Below are 19788 nucleotides of genomic sequence, written 5' to 3'. Positions count from 1 at the left end.
ATTGGATCTTAGTCTCATATAATTATAAGAATTACGTTATATAGACCAACGAGGCATTCATCATGACAATGAAAAAACCTAAGAGCTGGCCATCCGCTCTTAACTCGCTGGCCTCAGAGGTGATTGATACTCTGGCGCAACCCGTTAACCGCGTATGGAACACGTTAACCGGCAATCAGCAGCCGCTCAGAGCAAGGATTGTTCATCGTTATGCGATTCCGTCTACCCGCACCATCAGCGTAACGGAAGGGTTCTTCGGGTTTATTCCGGTGGAATCTTATGAAAACGAACGTTTTATTCTGGAAGTCGCCTACGCCGACAAACAGTATCAGGTAGAAGTCCCGCGGGCTTATTACCAGAAAAGTAATATCGGCGACGGTATCGATATCCACACGCTGTAATGCCCTCTTCTTTAAACAGGCTGCGCCTTCACGGGCGCAGCCTTTTTTTATGCCCTGAACTCTGCCGTTTTTGCCAAAAATCTGCCTTACCCCACAGATTTCGCTTTTATTTTGTTCAAAACGTGAAAATTATTGACATAATAATCACCTGAATTTAGAAAATTATTTACATTTTATTCCCGCCGTTTCTTTCCTTATATGAGGTTAATAATGACCCGCACCGGACAGCTTTCCCCTGCCTCTGCCAGCCAGTCACGCCGCGCGTTAGTCGCCGGTTCGGTGGGCAACTTTATTGAATGGTACGAATTTGGCGTTTACGGTTATCTGGCGACACTGATCGCCGGTAACTTTTTCACCCTCGAAGGCCAGACCGGCATGACCGGTTTGCTTCTGACGTACGCGTCGTTTGCGCTGGCCTTTTTCTGTCGCCCGATTGGCGCGATTATTTTTGGCCGCATCGGCGACCGCATTGGGCGTAAGCCTACGCTGATTGCCGTGGTATTGCTGATGACGCTCGCCACCGCCATCATCGGTATCCTGCCGACTTACGCACAAATTGGCGTCGCCGCACCGCTGTTACTGACGCTGATGCGCATGTTCCAGGGCTTATTTGCAGGCGGTGAATTCGGCGGTGCGGTTTCGCTGATGACGGAATTCGCCCCGAAAGGCAAACGCGGAATTTACGGCGCGTGGCAGTCGTTTACCGTGTCACTCGGTTTACTGACAGGCGTGGCGCTGGTGGCCATTCTGGTGCAGTGGCTGCCTGAAGCGGAAATGAAAGCCTGGGGCTGGCGCATACCGTTCCTGCTGGCTCTGCCGATGGGGCTGGTGGCGCTTTATCTTCGTCTTAAACTCGACGAAACGCCGACCTTTATTGCCAGCCAGAAACCGGAAAAGAACGCACCGCGGACGTCGGAAGAAAAAGCCTCAACACTGGCGACAGCCAAAGCCATTGCACTGGGGATTGGCCGCATGATGGGTTGGTCGGCGGGCGGTTACACCTTCCTGGTGGTGATGCCGTCTTATCTGCAAACCTCGCTTCACGCCACGTTTTTGCAGGCGCTGGTCGCGACCGTGCTGGCGAACGTTGGTTTCGCGATTGCGATCCTGCCCTCGGGCTGGCTGAGTGACAAAATCGGCCGTAAAAAAGTGATGATGATTGCCGTGCTGGCGGTGATTATTCTCAGCTTCCCGCTGCTGCATCTGCTGCAAAACCCGGACAGCAGCCTGCTGGCAAAAGGCGTCGCCGTGCTGATTGCCGGTGCAACCATCGGCATGATTGCGGGCCCCGGCCCGGCGATGCTGGCGGAAATGTTCCCGACCCGCGTGCGTTATACCGGTCTCGGGCTGTCTTATTCGCTGTCAAACGCCGTGTTCTCCGGCTGCGCAGGGCTGATTATCACCGGCCTGATTAAAAAAACCGGCAATCTCGACATTCCGGCGTATTACGTGGTGGCGACCTGCGTGGTCAGCCTGTTTGCGCTGATGACGCTGCGCAAAGACGACCATCTTCGCGAACTGGAAAAATAACCGATGAATCTGCAATCACGTTTACAGGCTTTGCAGGGCAGCTTTTCACCGGCAGAAAAGCGGATCATTACCCTCATCATGCTGAACCCGCCGGATATTGCGAAATTGAGCGTCACCGCGCTGGCGAAGCTTGCCGAAACCAGCACTGCCACGGTGGTGCGAACCAGCAAACGGTTAGGGTTTGAGGGGTATCCCGCGATGCGGCTGGCGCTGGCGGCAGAATTACCCCATGCTCTGCCGCCTGTTGAATCGCCGCTGGCGGCGGACATTAATGAAACCGACTCCCCGAAGCAAATCCTGCATAAGCTGCTGGCATTTGAGGTCGAAGGCGCGACCGCCACGGCGCAGTTGCTGAAAGGCGAATCGCTGGAAGACGCTGTTGCGGCGCTGGCACAGGCGCGGCGGATTGATGTTTACGGCGCGGGCGCGTCTTCGCTAGTGGCACAGGATTTTTGCCAGAAACTGCGCCGCATCGGCGTCATCGCGCAGACGTTCGGCAGCACCGATGAAAGCCTGGTCAGCGCCTGTCAGTTAACGGCGGCGGATGTCGCACTGGCAATTTCCCATTCCGGTGAAACGGCGGGCGTGCTGGACGCCCTGCTGCACGCGAAAAACGCCGGTGCGGCAACGCTCGCCATCACCGCCAGTGGCCGGTCACCGCTGGCGCGCAAAGCCGATATTGTGCTGCTCACCAGCAGCCGCGAACTGGGTTTTCGCGCCGCCGCGATGGCGAGCCGCACCAGCCAGTTGCTGATTATCGATTGCCTGTATATCGGCGTTGCGCAGCGTCTTCCGGGCGCGCGGGACGCCTTACGCAAAACTCACGACGCCGTGCGCCAGCGCCGCCGCTGATATTCCGGCACTTCACAACGCGCCTTCTATACTTCATAAAACACTCCGTTTTATGCGTTTATTTTGAGGGCAGCCATGTTCACCCACCGTTTGGTTTTTCCTGCCAGCGTGCTTCGCGGACGCGGAGCGATTAAACATTTAGGCGCAATGTGCGGACGTCTCGGCCAGCGGGCGTTATTGGTCGGCGGTAAACGGGCAATTGCCAGCGTGGAAGCCAAAGTCGCCGATCAGCTCGAACAACAGATGGTCAGTTATCTCGGCAGTGAAATATTCAACGGCGAATGTTGCCAGCAGGAAATCAACCGGCTGGTGAACGTTTTCCGCACGCAGGGCGTTGAAGTGATAATCGCCACCGGCGGTGGAAAGGCACTGGATACGGCCAAAGCGGCAGGCGTTGCCTGCAACATTCCAGTCGTCACATTGCCGAGCATTGCGGGTACCTGCTCCGCCGTCACCTCACTGGCGTTTCGTTATCATGAGGACGGCGAGTTCCGCGACATGGTTCCGCTCCCCTGCGGCCCGGCGGCGGCGGTGATCGACGCTGATTTGCTCGCAACTTCTCCCCTGGCGTTGCTCTCAGCCGGTATCGGCGACACGCTGGCAAAATGGTACGAATATCGCGCCATCAGTGACCTGAACCAGCTCACCGGCCTTGCGGGTGTTGCGAGAACCAACAGTGAACTTTGCTATACGCTCATCGAACACTTCGCCGCCGACGCCTGTTTCGCGGTGCAGGACGGCAAAGCCAACAATGCGCTCGAACAGGTTCTCGATGCGATTTTCCTCTACGCCGGACTGACATCCATTATGAGCAACGGCGCACACACCGGCGCGTCCCATGCGTTATACGAAGGTTTCACCGCCTGCGCCAAAACCCGCCACGTCGCCCACGGTCTGCTGGTCGGTTACGGGAATCTGTGCTTGCTGGCACTCGAAGGGCGCAGCGATGAAGAGTTGCACATCGCGTTAGCCCTTGCGCGTGCCAGCGCGATACCGACGCAGCTTTCGCACATCGCAGAGGGTCTGACGGAGCAGGATCTGGCAGTGATTATCGACCGGAGTCTGAGTACGCCGGATATGGCGAACATGCCAGGGGATGTCTGTTTCGCAGACGTGAGGGGGGCAATTAAGCGAGTGGAGAAGTTGGGTGTCCTGTAGTTTTTCTTGAAAGCGGCTGGAGGTTATGGAATCGAAAGATTGCTGCTGGCTGATTTTGATTTGCTCCTTCCCCTCTCACGAGGGGAAGGAGCAAACCAACCAACTGTAATGTATAAATAAAATGTCATCTGGCGCTTTCTGAACCTGCAGATTTACATAGCCATTGGCCGCTTTCAGAAAGCTTGCAGAATGAGAGTTTCGAGACCGAAAGGCTCGAACACCGAAATGAAGGTACCGCGCAGCGGCAAGTTTTCGCGGCAATAGCTGTGGCACCTGAAACAGTGCCAGCGAGCGGCAGCACGCAGTTAAAGAGCCGGAGATTCTTAAGAGGCGCGGCGATAGGCGCCTCTTAAGGCCAGTTTGGGTGGCAACCCAAGGTTTAGAACTTGAATTTAAGGATTCAAAAGCCCCCTTTTGTCCTCCCCCAACTCCCACAATTTCCTCCGAATCAGCTGCTTAAGCTTTAACGCCGCCTGCGAAGCAGGCTGATCCTTCCTGCTCAGCAGGATCACCTCAAACGGCAGTGCCTCCACGACAGGCACAATCTTCAGCTGATCGACATACCGCCGGGCGGTAAACGTATCAACAACGCCAACACCGCCGCCTGCCAGCACCATGTCGGCAATCACGGAATAGGTTTTGATGAACAACGCGGAATGCGGCATCAGGCCGTTTTCGCGCAGGACGCGGTTGAGCACCTGCCCGAGCGGATCCTGCTGCTGGAGCATCAGTAAGTCGTTTTCACATAGCCATGCCAGCGACACCGGGCCTTCAACCTCAGAATCTTTCGGTAATAACGCCACCATGTTGGCCTGATAAATCGACTCGGCAACCAGTTCCTGCGTAGCCTGCTCACCAAACGCCAGTGCAAAATCCATTTTGTATTGCAGCAGATCCTGACTCAGCGTGTTGAAATGCCCTGTCACCAGTTCGACGCTGCCGCCAGGCGTCTGGCGGCGAAAATCCACCAGCACCGGAGCCATGACGCTGTGCCCCAGCGCGTGCGCCGAACCGATGCGCACGTGCTGGCCTTCGCCCTGACGCAGCTGCTCCGCCAGTTCACCAATCGCCTGAATATGGCTGAACAACGCCTCAACTTCCGGCATCAGGCGGCGGCCTTCGGGCGTGACGATTAGCCCCTGCGGCGTGCGGTCAAAAAGCGTGAAACCCAGTTGCTGCTCGGCGTGGTTCAGTACGCGGCTGACGTTGGGCTGTGAAACGTTGAGCAGGCGGGCCGCGCCGCTGACGCTGCCCGCCTGTAAGACCGCCTGAAAGACTTCAATGTGGCGTAAGCGCATTTATTTCTGCGTCGTCGCAAGGTAAGAAAATGCGCTTAACAGGCTGATAATATTGGCGACGTTCGGGCTGTGATAGCCCACGGTCACGGCGTCGATGCGCTCAACGCCGGGGATCAGGCTGAACAAGTCGGCCAGAACCGGTTTAGCGGCCATCAGTTCAAGATGGTATGGCGCACTGAATCTTCCGGCGGTGAGCGGCGCGGGTTTGCTGACGGCAATCGTCGCCTGTTTGCGGATTTTAGCGCAGGCAATTGACGGGCTGTCGGATTCGGCAGCGTTGGCGGAAATCGCGCGTTTTACGCAGACGTACTGGGATTCCGGGTAGTGGCGGCGGATCCAGGTTTCGAGATGATCGTCGCCGGTCACCAGCCACAGCGGAACGTTCAGTTCGGCCCCGGCTGCGGCATACAAATCACTTTCGCCGACCACGTTGCCGTTGAGTTTTACGCGGTAAAAGGCGCGGCCATTAATGGTATGCGCCAGTACGCCATTTTCCCCGGCGGCGGTGTGATAACCGACAAACATCAGGCCGTCGTATTGCTGCTGTTGCAGCCCTTCGACCATCGATAATCCGCGCGGTTTGCCCTGAACCAGACGGGCGCGCGGATCGATTTTATCCGCACGCAGGTTCTGCATCATCGCGTGGCTGTCGGCGACCGTCACTTCCATCGCACCACCGGCAAATGCGCCGTCGATAGCTGCATTCACTTCGCCTTCCATCAGCGCCCGCGCGGCGTCGTAATCCGCATTGCCGGGGCTGCATTGCTCGGGGCGCATCACGCCCGCAATACCTTCGATGTCAGCAGAGATAAAGATTTTCATAATGGTTCCCTTTCAGTTTATTTGCTCCTCCTCCTGCAAAGGAGGAGGCCGGGAGGGGGTTTAGCAAACGACTACTTTGCCAGATTATCAAGGAGATAACTCAGCCCCAACCGGTAATGTCCGTCGAATCCGCAGACGGTTTCTGCACTCAGTAAGGCATCAATAATAGCGTGTTCTGTAGCATCTGCTGCGAGCGCCAGCAGCGGTTCCAGTTCTGCCTCTGTCAACGTGACACTGTCACGATTAGTGGAAAATGCCAGCGCGATATCACCCGAACCATGGCCCCAGTAACTGCCCAGACGCCCTAACCCGGCACCGGCGCGTTTGGCGATCCGGCCAAGCTGGCGGCTGTCGAGATAACGGTCGCAGGCCATGATGATAATGATGGAACCGGCGTCTACTTGCGGAGCAAGCTGTGGCTGGATTTGCGCGATGGCGTCACCGACGCGCACGCCGTCAAGCGTCAGTTCGGAAAGCTTGCCGAAATTCGCCAGCACCAGCACGCCGAGCGTTGCGTTAAGTTCTTCACACCAACGCGATGCCGTGCCGATCCCACCTTTCAGGCCGAAACTGCTCATGCCACGCCCTGCTCCCACGCTGCCACGGGCGAACGTTTTTGTCGCGCCGTCGAGTGCGGTCAGCGCGTCGTCTTCACTGACCGCCATCGCCTGAATATCGTTAAGATAGAAGTCATTACATTCGAGGATCACCGGATTAATGGTCGCGTCCGGTCGGCCAATTTGCGGAAACTGTTCGCAACTGTGTTTCACCAGTGCGTTGAACAAGGTGCCGGTGGCGAAGGTATTGCTGAGCAGAATGGGCGTTTGCAGTTCGCCCAGTTCCATTATCTGGATCAGCCCCATCGGTTTGGCAAAACCATTCAGAACTGCCGCACCGCACGGCAGCGGGTATTCATAAAGGTTATCGCCCGGCGGCACAATCGCGGTGACGCCGGTCTGGACATCCCCCGCCGCCAGCGTGCTGTGGCCGACAGTCACGCCCGCGACGTCGGTGATGGAATTGGACGGCCCGCAGGGAAACCGCGGGTGAAAAATCTGACGCGTTTTGCGCCAGCGTTGCAGCAAAGCCGCCAGCGTCTGCTGCGTGAATTCGTCTTCGTTATCTTGCGGTGCATCAGTCTTCCGTTTCATGTCATGAGTTCACAGCGTAATTACTTTTTCAGTTTAGGATCGAGCGTGTCACGCAGCGCGTCGCCAAGCAAATTAAACGCCAGAACCGTGAGGAATATCGCCAGACCCGGGAAAACGCTGACGTTCCATTTGCCCGCCATCATCATGTTACGGCTCATCGCCAGAATATTGCCCCACTCCGGCACGTCCGGTTCCGGGCCAAGACCGATAAAACTCAGGCTGGCGGCGGTGAGAATGCTGGTGCCGATGCGCATGGTGAAATAGACAATCACGTTCGTAAGCGTGCCCGGCAGAATGTGGCGCAAAATGACCACACGGTCAGGCGCACCGACGCACCGCACCGCTTCCACGTAGGCACTTTGTTTGATGGATAACGTTGCCGCACGCACGATGCGGGCGAAAACCGGCACGCTGAACACCGCCACGGCGATTATTACGTTATTCAGGCCGGGGCCGAGAATGGCAACCACCGCAATCGCCAGCAACATACCGGGAAACGCAAACAGAACATCGGAGCCGCGCATGATTAGCATGTCCGCCCACCGGCCATAATAACCCGCCAGTAGCCCGAGCAAAACACCGGCAATCATGCCCAGCGTGACGGAGAAAATGCCGACGTAGAGGGAAATCCGTGCGCCATAAATAATACGGCTGAGCACGTCGCGGCCCAGATCATCGGTGCCAAACCAGTGTTCCGGTGTCGGGCCGACGCCCAGCGCCATCCAGTCCGGCGTCATCGGGTCAAAAGGTGCCAGCCAAGGCGCAAAAATGGCCACCAGGATCAGCAGCAAAATAAATCCGCCGGACACCAGTGCCATCGGATGGCGGATAAACGTCTGGAAAAAGTCGTACCACGGCGAGCGGATATCCTCACTGTGCGAGGCCATCGCTGCCGGTTGGTTTTCCACCGGCGAAGAGACAGGATCGGTCATATACAGCTCCTAGCGCAGACGAATCGCCGGATTGACCACGGCGTAAAGCACGTCAACCAGCAGATTAATCAGAATAAATTCAAATACAAACAGCATAACCAACGCCTGTATCACCGGCTGATCCTGCGTTTTGATGGATTCGATGAGTAACCAGCCCAGCCCCGGCCAGCTGAAGACGCTTTCGACGATGATCGAGCCGCCGAGCAGGAAACCAAACTGCAAACCGAGCATGGTAATTATCGGGATCAGCGCGTTGCGCATGATGTGTTTCCAGGTCACCAGCCGCGCCCGTAAACCTTTGGCGTTGGCGGTGCGGACGTAATCTTCCTGCGCCACGTCGAGAAATGCCGAGCGGGTGAAACGCGCCATGACCGCTGCAACTGAAGAACCGAGCGTAATCGCCGGTAAAATGATGTCGGTCGGCTGGTTAAATCCGCTGACGGCAAATAGCCCAAACGGCATGGCGACAAACTGAATCAGCAGCAACCCGAGCCAGAACGGCGGCATGGAAATCCCGCCGACCGCCATACTCATTAGCGTCCAGTCCTGCCACTTTCCGCGTTTTAGCGCTGAGACCACACCAATCACCAGCCCCAAAACCACTGACCAGGCGAAACCGGCCAGCGCCAGCAGCAGCGTGGGCATAAATCCGCTTTCAATCACACCTAACACCGGCTGGCGCGTGCGGTACGTCGTACCCAGATCGCCATGTACCATGCCGTCGAGCCAGTGCCAGTACTGCGCCGGAAGCGGATCATTCAGACCAAGCAGTTGCCGCGCTGACTCAACCGCCTCAATCGGCGCATCCTGACCGGCGTAAATACGCGCAGGGTCACCCGGCAGCAGCTTGATAAATCCAAATACCAGTAAGGATACCACCAGTAAAACCGGGATCATCTCCAGTAAACGGCGGATTAAATAGGTCAGCATAAATGTGTTTCCCTGAGCCTGAATATGGATGGCAGTCTACTCATCCCCGGCGCAAAAGAGAGAGCTGACCGAAGGTCTGGCCTTTGCTCCTCCCCCCCTGCGAAGGGGGAGGTTGGGAGGGGGTTTAGCAGACATGCCCCTTGCCAAAGCACACTTTAACAAGGGTTTTTAACCTTAATACCCCACCCCAACCCTCCCCTTCACAGGAGAGGGGGAGTAAACCGCATACACGTTCTGGCATTCAATTACTTAAACTGTGCCTGATTGAAAATCAGCGAACCGTCGGCCAGCATGTAGACGCCGGACAACGCTTTGCTCTTACCGACCAGATTGTCCGGCACGCCCAGATACGCCATTGGCGCATCTGCCCACAGCAGTTTCTGCGCATCGGCATAAGCCGCTTTACGTTTTTCAACGTCGGCGGTTTGTAGCCCGGCGGTGATCGCCGCATCGACCTGTTTGTTGCTGTAGTACGACACGTTGTACGCCGACGGGATCCAGGATTCGGTGGCGAACAGCGGACGCAGCGCCCAGTCTGCATCACCGGTCGAGGCCGACCATGCGCCGTAATACATTTCAACTTTCGCATCTGCCGGCTTCGGCGTGCTCCAAAGACGCTGCGTCAGGGTTCCGGCGTCCATCGGCACCAGTTTCACGCGGACGCCAATCAATGAGAGCTGCTGTTTCAGGAACTGCGCGCTGCGGATACGGTCGGTTTTATTCGAACTCCACATTTCCACGTCGAAGCCCTTTTCATACCCGGCTTCTTTCATCAGCTCTTTCGCTTTGGCGATGTTGTAGCTGTAATCCGGCGTGGACTGTTTCTGATAGAACTGGACATTTTTCGGCAGCGGCGACGTGGACGGCGACCCTAAACCGGCGAAGCCCACTTTCAGCCATAAATTACGGTCGATGGCGTAATTAATCGCCTGACGAACACGCACGTCGGAGAACTCTTTTTTCTGCGTGTTGAAGGCGATGTAATAAAGATAAATACCCGGATCCTGCGCGATATCGAGTTTCGGATCGCTTTTCACGGTTTCGACCAGATCAGATGGCAGCGGATACACCGCATCCACGCCGCCGGATTTCAGTTTTGCTACCTGCGTGGAATCTTCCGGCGTCGGATACAGCGTCACGGATTCGACTTTCGGCCAGCCTTTCTGCCAGTAGTTGTCGTATTTCACCAGCTTCACGTCTTTGCCCTGCTGCCATTCGACAAATTTAAACGGACCGGTTCCGACCGGATGCACGCTCAGATCCTGCTCGTTCGGATACTGTTTCAGCGATGCCGGGCTGTGCATGACTGCTGACGGGTGCGCCAGCGTGTTGATCATCGCGCCGAACGGTTTATTCAGCGTAATTTTGACCTGATAAGGACTGACCACGTCTACCGATTTAATCATGCTGAACAGGGAGTTACGTTTCAGATGATTCGCCGGATTCGCCAGGCGATCGAGGTTCGCTTTTACCGCATCGGCGTTAAACGGCGTGCCATCCTGGAAGGTCACGTCGTGACGCAGGTTGATAGTAAATTCTGTGGCGTCGCTGTTACTGGTGTAATCGGTCGCCAGCACCGGCACGACGGCCATTTTGTTGTCGAACTGGAACAGACGTTCAAAAATGCCGCTCTGTATGGAATAACTCAGCGTATCCGTGGTGTCGTGCGGATCAAAACCGGTCACATCGGCATACATAGAAATGCGCAGATCTTTCGCCTGTGCTGAAGCGGCAAAACAGAGCGCCAGTCCCGCTGCCAGCAGGCTTTTACGTAGAAACGTTGAGTGCATGAACTTCTCCTGTGTATTCCAAAAAAGAAAAAAATAAACGTTATGCCTGTTGTTCAGCCACCCAGTGGTGCGGCGAAACCTGGCTGTACCTGAGTTTTTCTATCTGTACACCGGCCGGATGCACCGGCGATTTCACTTCCACATCATCAAAATTGCGCAACGCCCGCTGCGTCGGATCCGCCACCGGCACCGAACTGAGCAGGCGACGGGTGTAAGAATGTTGAGGATTACTAAACACAGCATCTCGCGGACCAATTTCCACAATCTGCCCGCTGTACATCACCGCGACCCGGTTGGCGATGCGTTCCACCACCGCCATATCGTGCGAGATAAACAGCCACGCCAAACCGGTGTCACGCTGTAAATCCATCATCAAATTCACCACCTGCGCCTGAATAGAAACATCCAGCGCCGACACCGCTTCATCAGCAATAATCACCTGCGGCTGCAACGCCATGGCGCGTGCGATGGCAATACGCTGCCGCTGGCCGCCGGAGAATTCGTGGGGATAGCGGCGCGCAAAAGAAGGATCCAGCCCGACGCTTTTCAGCAGCTGATTCACCACCGGCGTGGCATCTGCCAGTGATTTTTTCAGGCCGTGCAGTAATAAAGGTTCCGCAATAGAAAAACCAACGGTCAGACGCGGGTTCAGCGATGCATACGGATCCTGAAATACCATCTGAATCTGACGGCGGACGGCCTGAAACGGCGTGTCGCGCATCAGCGTGATTTCTTTGCCTTCCAGATGAATGCTTTCAGATTCGCTGCCGACAAGACGCAAAATCGCGCGCCCGGTGGTGGATTTTCCGCAGCCACTTTCTCCGACCAGCGCCAGCGTTTCGCCCGGCCATATTGAAAAATCAATTTGCTCAACGGCGTGAACTTCTTTGGTCACACGCGACAACACGCCGGAACGTATCGGATAGCAGACCCGCAGCCCGCGTACATCCAGCAGCGGCGGTGCGTCGTAATTCGCGGTTTTCTGATCGCCGTCGGCGGCTGAAATGTGAGATTCATCACCTGCAATCGATTGCTTATTTACGCCATTTTTAGCCGCGCTGAGGAGCGGAAAACGGCGTGGCCATTTGAGCCCCTGCATGTCGCCCAGTTTCGGCACGGCCGCCAGCAGCGCGCGGGTATAAGGGTGCTGCGCATGGGCAAAAATTTCGGTCACGCTGCCCTGTTCCACCACGTTGCCCTGATACATCACCACCACGCGGTCGGCAATTTCGGCGACCACGCCCATGTCATGCGTAATAAAGAGAACAGACATGTCGGTGCCCTGTTGCAGGTCACGCAGGATTTGCAGAATGCGCGCCTGTACGGTGACATCGAGCGCAGTGGTAGGCTCGTCGGCAATCAGCAATGCCGGATCGCAGGCCAGCGCTTGCGCAATCATGACGCGCTGACGCATACCACCGGAAAGTTCGTGGGGATAACATTTGAGAATGCGTTCAACGTCGGGGATACGCACCTGTTTAAGCAGTTCGCGGGCTTTGTTCAGTGCATTGGCTTTGGTCGCCATCCCGTGATCAATCAACCCTTCCGTAAGCTGATCGCCGACCCGCAACACCGGGTTCAGCGACGTCATCGGCTCCTGAAAAATCATCGACATTTCGCGGCCACGCAGTTTGCGCCGCGATTCTGCCGAAAGGGAATTGAGCGTGTGGCGTGTGCCGTCGCGCCCGAAAAAATTAATACTCCCGCCGTTTATATGGGCGGAATCCGGCAGCAGGCCCATCACGCTGAGCGACGTGACGGACTTACCGGAGCCGCTTTCGCCGACCACGGCGACGACTTCACCTTTATTAATAGAAAAGGAAACGCCCTTCAGCGCCTGAGTTTTGCCCTGACGGCCGGAAAACGTGACCGACAAATCGTTAATCTGCAAGATTGGCGATGGCTGTTCATTAATCAAAAAACGTCTCCTTTATATAGCAGTTAAAAATCAGAGCCAGACTTCGCCATTCTCGTAGCGCAATGCCGGTTCGGCGTCCTGCGCCAGCCAGATCGGGCCATCAAGATCGACACGTTCAGCCTGAACCGCCACTGGCAGCGCGGCTTCCATGGCAATCGAAGAACCGAGCATACAGCCAACCATGATCCGCAACCCCAGACGCCGGGCTTCTTCAGTCATCGCCAGGGCTTCGGTCAGTCCACCGCACTTATCAAGCTTGATGTTGATCATCTCGTAACGGTCGCGCAGACCGGCGATATCCGAAAGTTCGTGACAGCTTTCGTCGGCGCAGACAGGAATGGGATGCAAACAACGCACCAGATCGTTGTCATTGCCTGCCGGAAGCGGTTGTTCAATCATCGCCACGTTAAATTCGTGCAGAGCCTGAAACAGGCTGCCGAGATCTAAACCCTGCCAGGCTTCGTTGGCATCCACGACCAGCGTCGCCAGCGGAGCCGCCGCGCGGATAGCCGCCACTTTCTCAATAATCTGCTCGCGATCGAGTTTGATTTTCAGCAACTGCGCGCCGCCGGCCACGGCAATTCCGGCCGCTTTCGCCATGTTTTCCAGAGAATCCAGACTCAGGGTTTCTGCGGTAATCACCGAAACAGGTTTCGGCATATCAAGCAGTTGCCACAAGGTTTTGCCCTGTTTTGCCGCATCGAGACGCCACATTGCACAGTCGAGGGCATTGCGCGCCGAACCGATCGGCATCACTTCCTGCAACGCTTCACGGGTCAGCCCCTCTTCAACCAGCGGGCGGATCAAGTCCAGCTGTTCGCAAACGCTTTGCGGGGATTCCTGATAATGCGCAGTGGGCGTGCATTCGCCGGTTGCGGTAAACTCCCCGTCCGTCAGGATCACACGCACCACCGTCACCGCGGTACGTGTCCCGCGTGAGATCGCAAAAGGCTTCGCCAGCGGCAGTTCGGCTGACAGGAAAGTCATCTGAGTCATCAGCCGTTATCCCTGATCCATTGCGCGATATTTTTGATACCGAAACGCACCGGATCGGTCGCCGGAACGCCGAATTCTTCACTGATTTTGGCCAGCGCGATCTTGGCTTCTTCTTCACTCACGGCAGAGGTGTTCAGCGAGAAACCGGCAATTCTGACGTCCGGACTGGTGAGGCTGGCCGCCGCCAGATTGGTATCCAGGCACTGGCGCAGCGTCGGCATAAACTGATGCGGCAGATGGCGCATATGCGGACGGCCAAGTTCATGACACATCACCAGCAAATGTGCCTGCGCGCCGTGGATCAGGCCCATGCTGACGCCTGCAAACGACGGATGATAAAGCGAACCCTGCCCTTCAATGATGTCCCAGTGATCGTCGTCGTTGGCGGGTGCCAGCGCCTCAACTGCGCCGGAGATAAAGTCAGCAATCACGGCATCAATCGCGATCCCGGCACCAGCCACCAGCACGCCGGTTTGCCCGGTAGCACGGAAATCCGCGTTTAAATCCAGTTCACGCATAGCAGATTCCAGCGCCAGCGAGGTATACATCTTGCCGACGGAACAGTCCGTGCCGACGGTCAGAATACGTTTGCCGCTGCGCTTCTTACCGGTGCCGGTATCCAGCTCAGGTTGCATATGGCGAACATCGAACAGTTGCACGTTATGCTCGGCAGCCAGTTTCACCAGCTCAGGAATATCGTTCAGCCCCTGATGCAGGCCGTTGGCGACGTTCAGCCCGGCGCGGATCGCCGCTTTGATGGAATCAAGCCAGTGCGCCGGTAATTTTCCGCCTGAATTCGCCGTGCCCAGCACCATGGTTTTTGCGCCCTGCGCGACCGCTGTGTCGATATCCAGATCCGGCAGCCCGAGGGAGACAGAGTCCGTCGCCAGACGAATTTGCCCGACGCAGGCTTCGGGACGCCAGACGTGTATACCACGCGCCGTTTTCGCCGCCAGCGGATCCATCACATCGCCCAGGAATAACAGGTAAGGCTTGGGTATTTGCTGCATGTCAGTTTCTCCGGAAATGAATTTTAGAATGTGTTTTAAGTCAGGCCGGAAGTCACTATTCCACGGGCGTCATCACCCGGCGAATACTTGTTTAGCGCTGGGGTATAACCTCAGGCTATAGGTTCTAGTGCATTGAATTGGATGGATTATTTGAGATGGAGAGAAAAGTCGTGAGGATGGAGAATTCAGAGAAAAACAACAATAAAAAAAGGCAGAGCCAATGAACTCTGCCTTTGCGATTACCTTTTTCAGACACAGAATGGGGTAATAATTTCTTCCACTAACTTAGAAGCGGTAAGTCAGCGCAACAGCCACAACATCATCAGAGCTCACGCCCAGTTTGTTGTTGTCATCGATCAGGTTGATCTCGTAGTCAACATAGGTGTACATGTTTTTGTTGAAGTAGTAAGTCGCACCGATTTCAACATATTTGACCAGATCCTGATCGCCAATGCCGTTTTCAACGTCTTTCGCTTTAGACTGAACATAACCGATTGAAGGACGCAGACCGTTTTCGAACTGGTACTGTGCAACAAACTCGTAACCCTGAGTTTTGTTCGCGAAACCGCTGGTGCCGTTAACAGTGATTGGCGCTTCGTTGCGGGTTTCGTTGTACATTGCCGCCAGGTAAACCTGGTGTGCGTCATATTTCAGGCCAGTTGCCCATGCAGAAGCTTTGTCGCCTTTGCCGTAAGTGCCGTTAGTTTGTGCATTAGTGCGGTCAGAAGAAGAACCCGCGATAACTGCACCGATACCTGAACCTGCGATATCTTCATAGTCGATAGACGCACCGTAACCGTCGCCATTCGCTTTAGACGCAGTACGACCGTCGTTTTCGTTCTTAGCCTGATATTGCAAAGCTACGTTCAGACCGGTGACCAGACCGAAGAAGTCCTGGTTACGGTAAGTAGCGAGGGCATTCGAACGACCAACCATGAAGTTATCGGAGTTAGCGGTATCACCACCGAACTCTGGCAGCATGTCCGTGAAGCCCAGTGCGTCGTAAACCACACCGTAGTTACGGCCGTAGTCGATTGAACCGAAGTCTTTAATTTTCAGACCTGCAAAGCCCAGACGAGTTTTGTTGCCCAAATCACCCTGAGATTCAGCGTGGTTAGCCTGAATGTTGTATTCCCACTGACCATAACCGGTCAATGTGTCGTTAATTTGTGTTTCACCCTTAAAGCCCAGACGCGCATAAGTTTTGTCGCCGTCTGAACCGGTGTCATCAGAAAAATAATGCTTAGCGGTTACGCGACCGTAAAGGTCCAGTTTATTGCCATCTTTGTTATAAATTTCGGCTGCATTTGCGGTAGAACCCACTGCAATTAAAGAGACCGCTAAGGCCAGCACACTGCGCTTCATCATTATTTAAGTTTCCTTGATTTTTTATAAAGGATTTCTCATGCCCGCTTTCTTTTAAGTATCGGGAATATCAGGCTGTGAGTATTTGTACATGTATTTAAATGCGTCTGTCTGTAAAACGATTTGAACCTTAACACTGAGCACGAAAAGTTAAAATGGAAAAGTTCGCCTCGGTAAGTCTTTTTTGCGTAAAGAGTTGTAATAAATTATTTCAATCATAAGTCTCTAACCCCCTGATTATATGCGGTTTTCGCATAACGTTTTGCACCATAATGGTGCCATGCATTATTTTGGTGCATCTGAGGTTAGCTTTTGTAAAGCAGTTGCAAGCGGGATCACCTTTCTCAAACGGTTTTTATCTGTTAACAATCGTTAATGAATTCACGGTAGGAAAAAGCGTAACGCCTTTTAATAGTGCATAGCAGGATAATCATTTCGATGATAAGTTCATTAGCAAATAAATAGAAAATGCGACCATAAGATTTTTGTACTACGCAATTTCGCCCGGCTTCGGATTTTTAATAGAAGACCTGAGTAAAATAAACCAAAATTTAATCCAAAAATAATTTCGTGGGTGACTAGATTGAACAATAATCCGTATTTAAGCTTATCCGAATTGTATTTTATTTATTCAAAACGGGCTTTGTAATTTCCGGATGCAGATTTACTGAGAAAAAAGTTGTCTCAGACGGGGAAGAATTTTCAGGTTTTTAAAGCAGAAAGTGGCTGATGAATCCTTCAACCCTCCTCAGTATTGAGGAGGGTGCCGAATATTAACGAAACTGTGCGGCGTGAAGTTGTGCGTAACGTCCCTGAAGGGCCAGCAGAGAGTCGTGTGTCCCCTGCTCGACGATGCCTTCTTTGTCGACCACGATAATACGGTCGGCATTCTGGATCGTCGCCAGACGGTGAGCAATGACCAGCGTGGTTCGTCCTTCAGACAGCTCAGCCAGCGATTGCTGAATAGCCTGTTCGGTTGCGGTATCCAGTGCAGAAGTCGCTTCATCAAGGATCAGGATCGGCGGATTCTTGAGGAAAATACGGGCAATGGAAAGCCGCTGTTTCTGACCGCCGGACAGTTTAACGCCCCGCTCACCAATGACCGTGTCCATTCCCAGCGGCAGCGCGTCAATCACATCATCCAGACGCGCACGGCTGGCGGCGAGACGGATTTCTTCTTCGGTGGCATCCAGTTTTCCATAAGCAATGTTCTCGCGGATTGTGCCGCCAAACAGGAAGACATCCTGCTGCACTATACCGATGTTGTGGCGCAGCGAGGTTTGCGTCATATCACGGATATCAATGCCATCGATGGTGATACTGCCGCTGTCAATTTCATAGAAACGGGGCAACAGTGAGCACAGCGTGGTTTTCCCCGCACCGGACGGGCCGACAAACGCCAGCGTTTCACCGGCATTAATCGAGAGCGTAATCCCGTTCAGAATCTTGCTGGCGGATGTGTAACCGAACACCACATTATCATAGTGAATATCGCCGCGCAGATGGCTGACGACCTGCGCGCGCGGGCGATCCACGATATCCGGCGCGGTATCGATCAGTTGGGTAAAGCGTTTAAAACCGGCAATGCCTTTCGGATAGCTTTCCAGAACCGAGCTGATTTTCGCCACCGGCCGGAAGAACACTTCCACCAGCAGCAGGAAACCCACGAAGCCGCCGTAAGTCAGCTGGTCATTAATCACGTACCAGGTGCCCGCGACCATCACGATCAGCTGGACCAGACGCGTGCTCAGATAACTCAGCGTCAGGCTGGCGGTCATGATCTGATAGGCTTTCAGCTTCGTCGTCCGGTATTTATCGTTGTCATACGCGAACAGTTTTTGCTCATGCTCTTCGTTGGCGAAGGCTTTCACCACGCGGATACCGCCGATGCTTTCTTCTATACGGGCGTTAAAATTCCCCACCTGCCCGAACAGGCGCCGCCAGGTTTCTGTCATTTGCGCCCCGTAACGGCTGACCATCCAGGTCATTGCGGGCACAATAATGATGGTCATCAGCGCCAGTTGCATATGCACGGTAGCCATCAGAATAAAGGCACCAATGAAGGTCATCACCGCAATAAACACGTCTTCCGGCCCGTGGTGCGCGATTTCCCCAACCTCTTCCAGATCTTTGGTCACATGCGTAATGATGTGGCCGGTTTTGGTATTGTCGTAATAACGGAAAGAGAGTTTCTGTAAATGGCTGAAAGCCTGACGGCGCATGTCGGTTTCAATCCCGACGCCCAGCGCGTGACCCCAGTAGTTCACAATCGCCATCAGCGCGGTGTTAAACAGGTAGATCAGCAGCAAGCCGACCGTTGCACCGATGATCAGCACCCAGTCATGTGCAGGCAGAAGCTTATCAATGAAAGTTTTGATCGCCATCGGAAAACCCAGTTCCAGCAATCCGGCGAGGATCGCGCACCCGAAGTCGAGGAAGAACAGTTTTTTATAAGGCGCGTAATAAGAGAAAAATCGGCGGAGCATCATGCATCCTCTAATTAAGATTACCAACCTGTAAAGGCGAAGCGACCAGTCTAGATGAAAATTGTTATCAATCAGAGAATTTTATGTGCCTGCATGTGAGACGCATTACAGGCAAACCGGCATTCTCTTTTGATCTGGTTAAAAAAATCGGGGATACTGTTTAAATACACAGTAAGCCATTTTAGCTTCAGAATAAGGGGATGTCATGGGAGAATTCACCGGTTTCACACAGTCAGGCCTGAACTTCCTGCAGGCGCTGCGCCAGAACAACAATAAAGAGTGGTTCGAAGAAAATCGTGACATTTATCATGAACATCTTCTCGAACCGATGCGCAAACTGGTCGAAGATTTAAGTCAGGATATGGTCATCATCGACGATTTGTTCGAAACGCGTCCGGCGATTGGCAAAACCATTTCCAGAATGCACCGCGATACGCGTTTCTCTCACGATAAGTCGATCTACCGCTGCAATCTGTGGCTGACCTTCAAACGCTCCCGCAAAAACTGGACCGATGCGCCGGTGTACTTCTTTGAATTCGGTCAGGACTGGTGGCGGTACGGACTGGGATATTACAGCGCGTCAAAAACCACGATGGATCTTTTCCGCCAGCAGCTTCTGAAAAAGCCCGCAGAGTTTCTGAAAATCGCGAAATGCATCGAGCCGAATTTCACCATCGAAGGCGACAGTTATAAACGCCCGCTGATTAAAGATCAGGATCCGGCGCTAGCAGCCTGGTACAACAAAAAATCCTTTGCGCTAATGAGTTCCCACAGGGATATGGAGCCGGTTTTGAGCAGTGAACTGGTGGGGATTTTAAGGGCTGATTTTTTGCGCATAGCGCCGTTGTATCAGATGCTGATCGGGATCGAAGGAATGAAGAGGAATCAACTGCCGTTGGGGGAAGAGTGATGTTCATGGGCTCGCCGCCCAAACGGGCCCAACGGATTGAGAAAATTTCGGTTTTTCACTCGCCGTGAGGGCTTAATCGGGATCAAGAAAATTTCGGTTTTTCACTCGCCGTGAGGGCTTAATCGGGATCGAGAAAATTTCGGTTTCTCACGAGCGGTGATCACATGGCTTTTCGCGCCCAAACCGCCAAAGAGGGAGGAAAGCGCCTCCCTCTTTGATCTCCCACGCTTTTTTCACTG

At 54.3% G+C, this 19788-nt stretch carries 16 protein-coding genes; 5 read left to right on the top strand and 11 right to left on the bottom strand.

What is annotated here, in order from left to right; all coding sequences use genetic code 11:
* Positions 1–62 precede the first annotated feature (62 nt).
* The 4 genes from ACLBVC_RS10700 to ACLBVC_RS10685 all read left to right on the top strand — a co-directional run bounded on the left by ACLBVC_RS10700 (position 63) and on the right by ACLBVC_RS10685 (position 3941).
* The gene (locus tag ACLBVC_RS10700; RefSeq protein WP_104922154.1) at positions 63–401 is read left to right on the top strand and encodes a hypothetical protein; all 339 of its coding nucleotides are present in this window, start codon (positions 63–65) and stop codon (positions 399–401) included.
* Positions 402–611: 210 nt separating this feature from the next.
* Positions 612–1931 (top strand): MFS transporter, encoded by a 1320-nt coding sequence (locus tag ACLBVC_RS10695; protein WP_410149572.1) that lies wholly within the window; start codon positions 612–614, stop codon positions 1929–1931.
* A gap of 3 nt (positions 1932–1934) precedes the next feature.
* Positions 1935–2783: a MurR/RpiR family transcriptional regulator gene (locus ACLBVC_RS10690; protein WP_410149571.1), complete on the top strand. Its 849-nt coding sequence runs from the start codon at positions 1935–1937 to the stop codon at positions 2781–2783.
* A gap of 75 nt (positions 2784–2858) precedes the next feature.
* Positions 2859–3941, top strand: coding sequence for an iron-containing alcohol dehydrogenase family protein (locus tag ACLBVC_RS10685; protein ID WP_410149570.1), 1083 nt, complete (start codon positions 2859–2861; stop codon positions 3939–3941).
* A 392-nt stretch (positions 3942–4333) separates the two neighbouring features.
* Here ACLBVC_RS10685 and ACLBVC_RS10680 read toward each other — a convergent pair whose 3' ends face one another.
* The 11 genes from ACLBVC_RS10680 to ACLBVC_RS10630 form a co-directional block, all read right to left on the bottom strand.
* A complete protein-coding gene (locus ACLBVC_RS10680) occupies positions 4334–5239 on the bottom strand; it encodes a LysR family transcriptional regulator (RefSeq protein WP_101076671.1) in 906 nt (301 codons plus the stop codon).
* A complete protein-coding gene (locus ACLBVC_RS10675) occupies positions 5240–6061 on the bottom strand; it encodes a M55 family metallopeptidase (RefSeq protein WP_410149569.1) in 822 nt (273 codons plus the stop codon).
* 71 nt (positions 6062–6132) lie between these two features.
* Entirely contained in the window at positions 6133–7212 is a 1080-nt protein-coding gene (locus ACLBVC_RS10670) for a DmpA family aminopeptidase (protein WP_410149568.1), read from the bottom strand.
* Positions 7213–7232: 20 nt separating this feature from the next.
* Positions 7233–8099 (bottom strand): ABC transporter permease subunit, encoded by an 867-nt coding sequence (locus tag ACLBVC_RS10665; RefSeq protein WP_410149698.1) that lies wholly within the window; start codon positions 8097–8099, stop codon positions 7233–7235.
* 54 nt (positions 8100–8153) lie between these two features.
* Positions 8154–9074 (bottom strand): ABC transporter permease subunit, encoded by a 921-nt coding sequence (locus ACLBVC_RS10660; RefSeq protein WP_410149567.1) that lies wholly within the window; start codon positions 9072–9074, stop codon positions 8154–8156.
* A 245-nt stretch (positions 9075–9319) separates the two neighbouring features.
* Complete coding sequence (locus ACLBVC_RS10655; RefSeq protein ID WP_410149566.1) at positions 9320–10864, bottom strand: glutathione ABC transporter substrate-binding protein; 1545 nt, start codon at positions 10862–10864, stop codon at positions 9320–9322.
* A 40-nt stretch (positions 10865–10904) separates the two neighbouring features.
* Complete coding sequence (locus tag ACLBVC_RS10650; RefSeq protein WP_410149565.1) at positions 10905–12782, bottom strand: ABC transporter ATP-binding protein; 1878 nt, start codon at positions 12780–12782, stop codon at positions 10905–10907.
* A 30-nt stretch (positions 12783–12812) separates the two neighbouring features.
* On the bottom strand, positions 12813–13778 hold the full coding sequence (gene dgcA, locus ACLBVC_RS10645; RefSeq protein WP_410149564.1) for an N-acetyl-D-Glu racemase DgcA: 966 nt from the start codon (positions 13776–13778) through the stop codon (positions 12813–12815).
* A complete protein-coding gene (dgcN, locus tag ACLBVC_RS10640) occupies positions 13778–14788 on the bottom strand; it encodes an N-acetyltransferase DgcN (RefSeq protein ID WP_410149563.1) in 1011 nt (336 codons plus the stop codon). The genes dgcA and dgcN overlap by 1 nt, the downstream gene beginning before the upstream one ends.
* 285 nt (positions 14789–15073) lie before the next feature.
* Positions 15074–16156, bottom strand: coding sequence for a porin (locus ACLBVC_RS10635; RefSeq protein WP_410149562.1), 1083 nt, complete (start codon positions 16154–16156; stop codon positions 15074–15076).
* 770 nt (positions 16157–16926) lie between these two features.
* On the bottom strand, positions 16927–18639 hold the full coding sequence (locus ACLBVC_RS10630) for an ABC transporter ATP-binding protein (RefSeq protein WP_410149561.1): 1713 nt from the start codon (positions 18637–18639) through the stop codon (positions 16927–16929).
* Between the two features lie 205 nt (positions 18640–18844).
* On the opposite strand from ACLBVC_RS10630, the gene ACLBVC_RS10625 reads away from it, so the two are divergent.
* Positions 18845–19549: a DUF2461 domain-containing protein gene (locus ACLBVC_RS10625; RefSeq protein ID WP_410149560.1), complete on the top strand. Its 705-nt coding sequence runs from the start codon at positions 18845–18847 to the stop codon at positions 19547–19549.
* Positions 19550–19788: the final 239 nt, after the last annotated feature.

The sequence above is a fragment of the Rahnella selenatireducens genome (assembly GCF_046449555.1).
Lineage (GTDB): Bacteria > Pseudomonadota > Gammaproteobacteria > Enterobacterales > Enterobacteriaceae > Rahnella > Rahnella selenatireducens.
Note: the sequence above shows the minus strand (reverse complement) of the source record. Positions and strands in the feature narration are given on the sequence as shown.

Bases quoted from the DNA above. Each gene is read 5' to 3' on its own strand.
- ACLBVC_RS10700 (WP_104922154.1), top strand. From the start codon at position 63: ATGACAATGAAAAAACCTAAGAGCTGGCCATCCGCTCTTAACTCGCTG.
- ACLBVC_RS10695 (WP_410149572.1), top strand. From the start codon at position 612: ATGACCCGCACCGGACAGCTTTCCCCTGCCTCTGCCAGCCAGTCACGC.
- ACLBVC_RS10690 (WP_410149571.1), top strand. From the start codon at position 1,935: ATGAATCTGCAATCACGTTTACAGGCTTTGCAGGGCAGCTTTTCACCG.
- ACLBVC_RS10685 (WP_410149570.1), top strand. From the start codon at position 2,859: ATGTTCACCCACCGTTTGGTTTTTCCTGCCAGCGTGCTTCGCGGACGC.
- ACLBVC_RS10680 (WP_101076671.1), bottom strand. From the start codon at position 5,239: ATGCGCTTACGCCACATTGAAGTCTTTCAGGCGGTCTTACAGGCGGGC.
- ACLBVC_RS10675 (WP_410149569.1), bottom strand. From the start codon at position 6,061: ATGAAAATCTTTATCTCTGCTGACATCGAAGGTATTGCGGGCGTGATG.
- ACLBVC_RS10670 (WP_410149568.1), bottom strand. From the start codon at position 7,212: ATGAAACGGAAGACTGATGCACCGCAAGATAACGAAGACGAATTCACG.
- ACLBVC_RS10665 (WP_410149698.1), bottom strand. From the start codon at position 8,099: ATGGCCTCGCACAGTGAGGATATCCGCTCGCCGTGGTACGACTTTTTC.
- ACLBVC_RS10660 (WP_410149567.1), bottom strand. From the start codon at position 9,074: ATGCTGACCTATTTAATCCGCCGTTTACTGGAGATGATCCCGGTTTTA.
- ACLBVC_RS10655 (WP_410149566.1), bottom strand. From the start codon at position 10,864: ATGCACTCAACGTTTCTACGTAAAAGCCTGCTGGCAGCGGGACTGGCG.
- dgcA (WP_410149564.1), bottom strand. From the start codon at position 13,778: ATGACTCAGATGACTTTCCTGTCAGCCGAACTGCCGCTGGCGAAGCCT.
- dgcN (WP_410149563.1), bottom strand. From the start codon at position 14,788: ATGCAGCAAATACCCAAGCCTTACCTGTTATTCCTGGGCGATGTGATG.
- ACLBVC_RS10635 (WP_410149562.1), bottom strand. From the start codon at position 16,156: ATGATGAAGCGCAGTGTGCTGGCCTTAGCGGTCTCTTTAATTGCAGTG.
- ACLBVC_RS10630 (WP_410149561.1), bottom strand. From the start codon at position 18,639: ATGCTCCGCCGATTTTTCTCTTATTACGCGCCTTATAAAAAACTGTTC.
- ACLBVC_RS10625 (WP_410149560.1), top strand. From the start codon at position 18,845: ATGGGAGAATTCACCGGTTTCACACAGTCAGGCCTGAACTTCCTGCAG.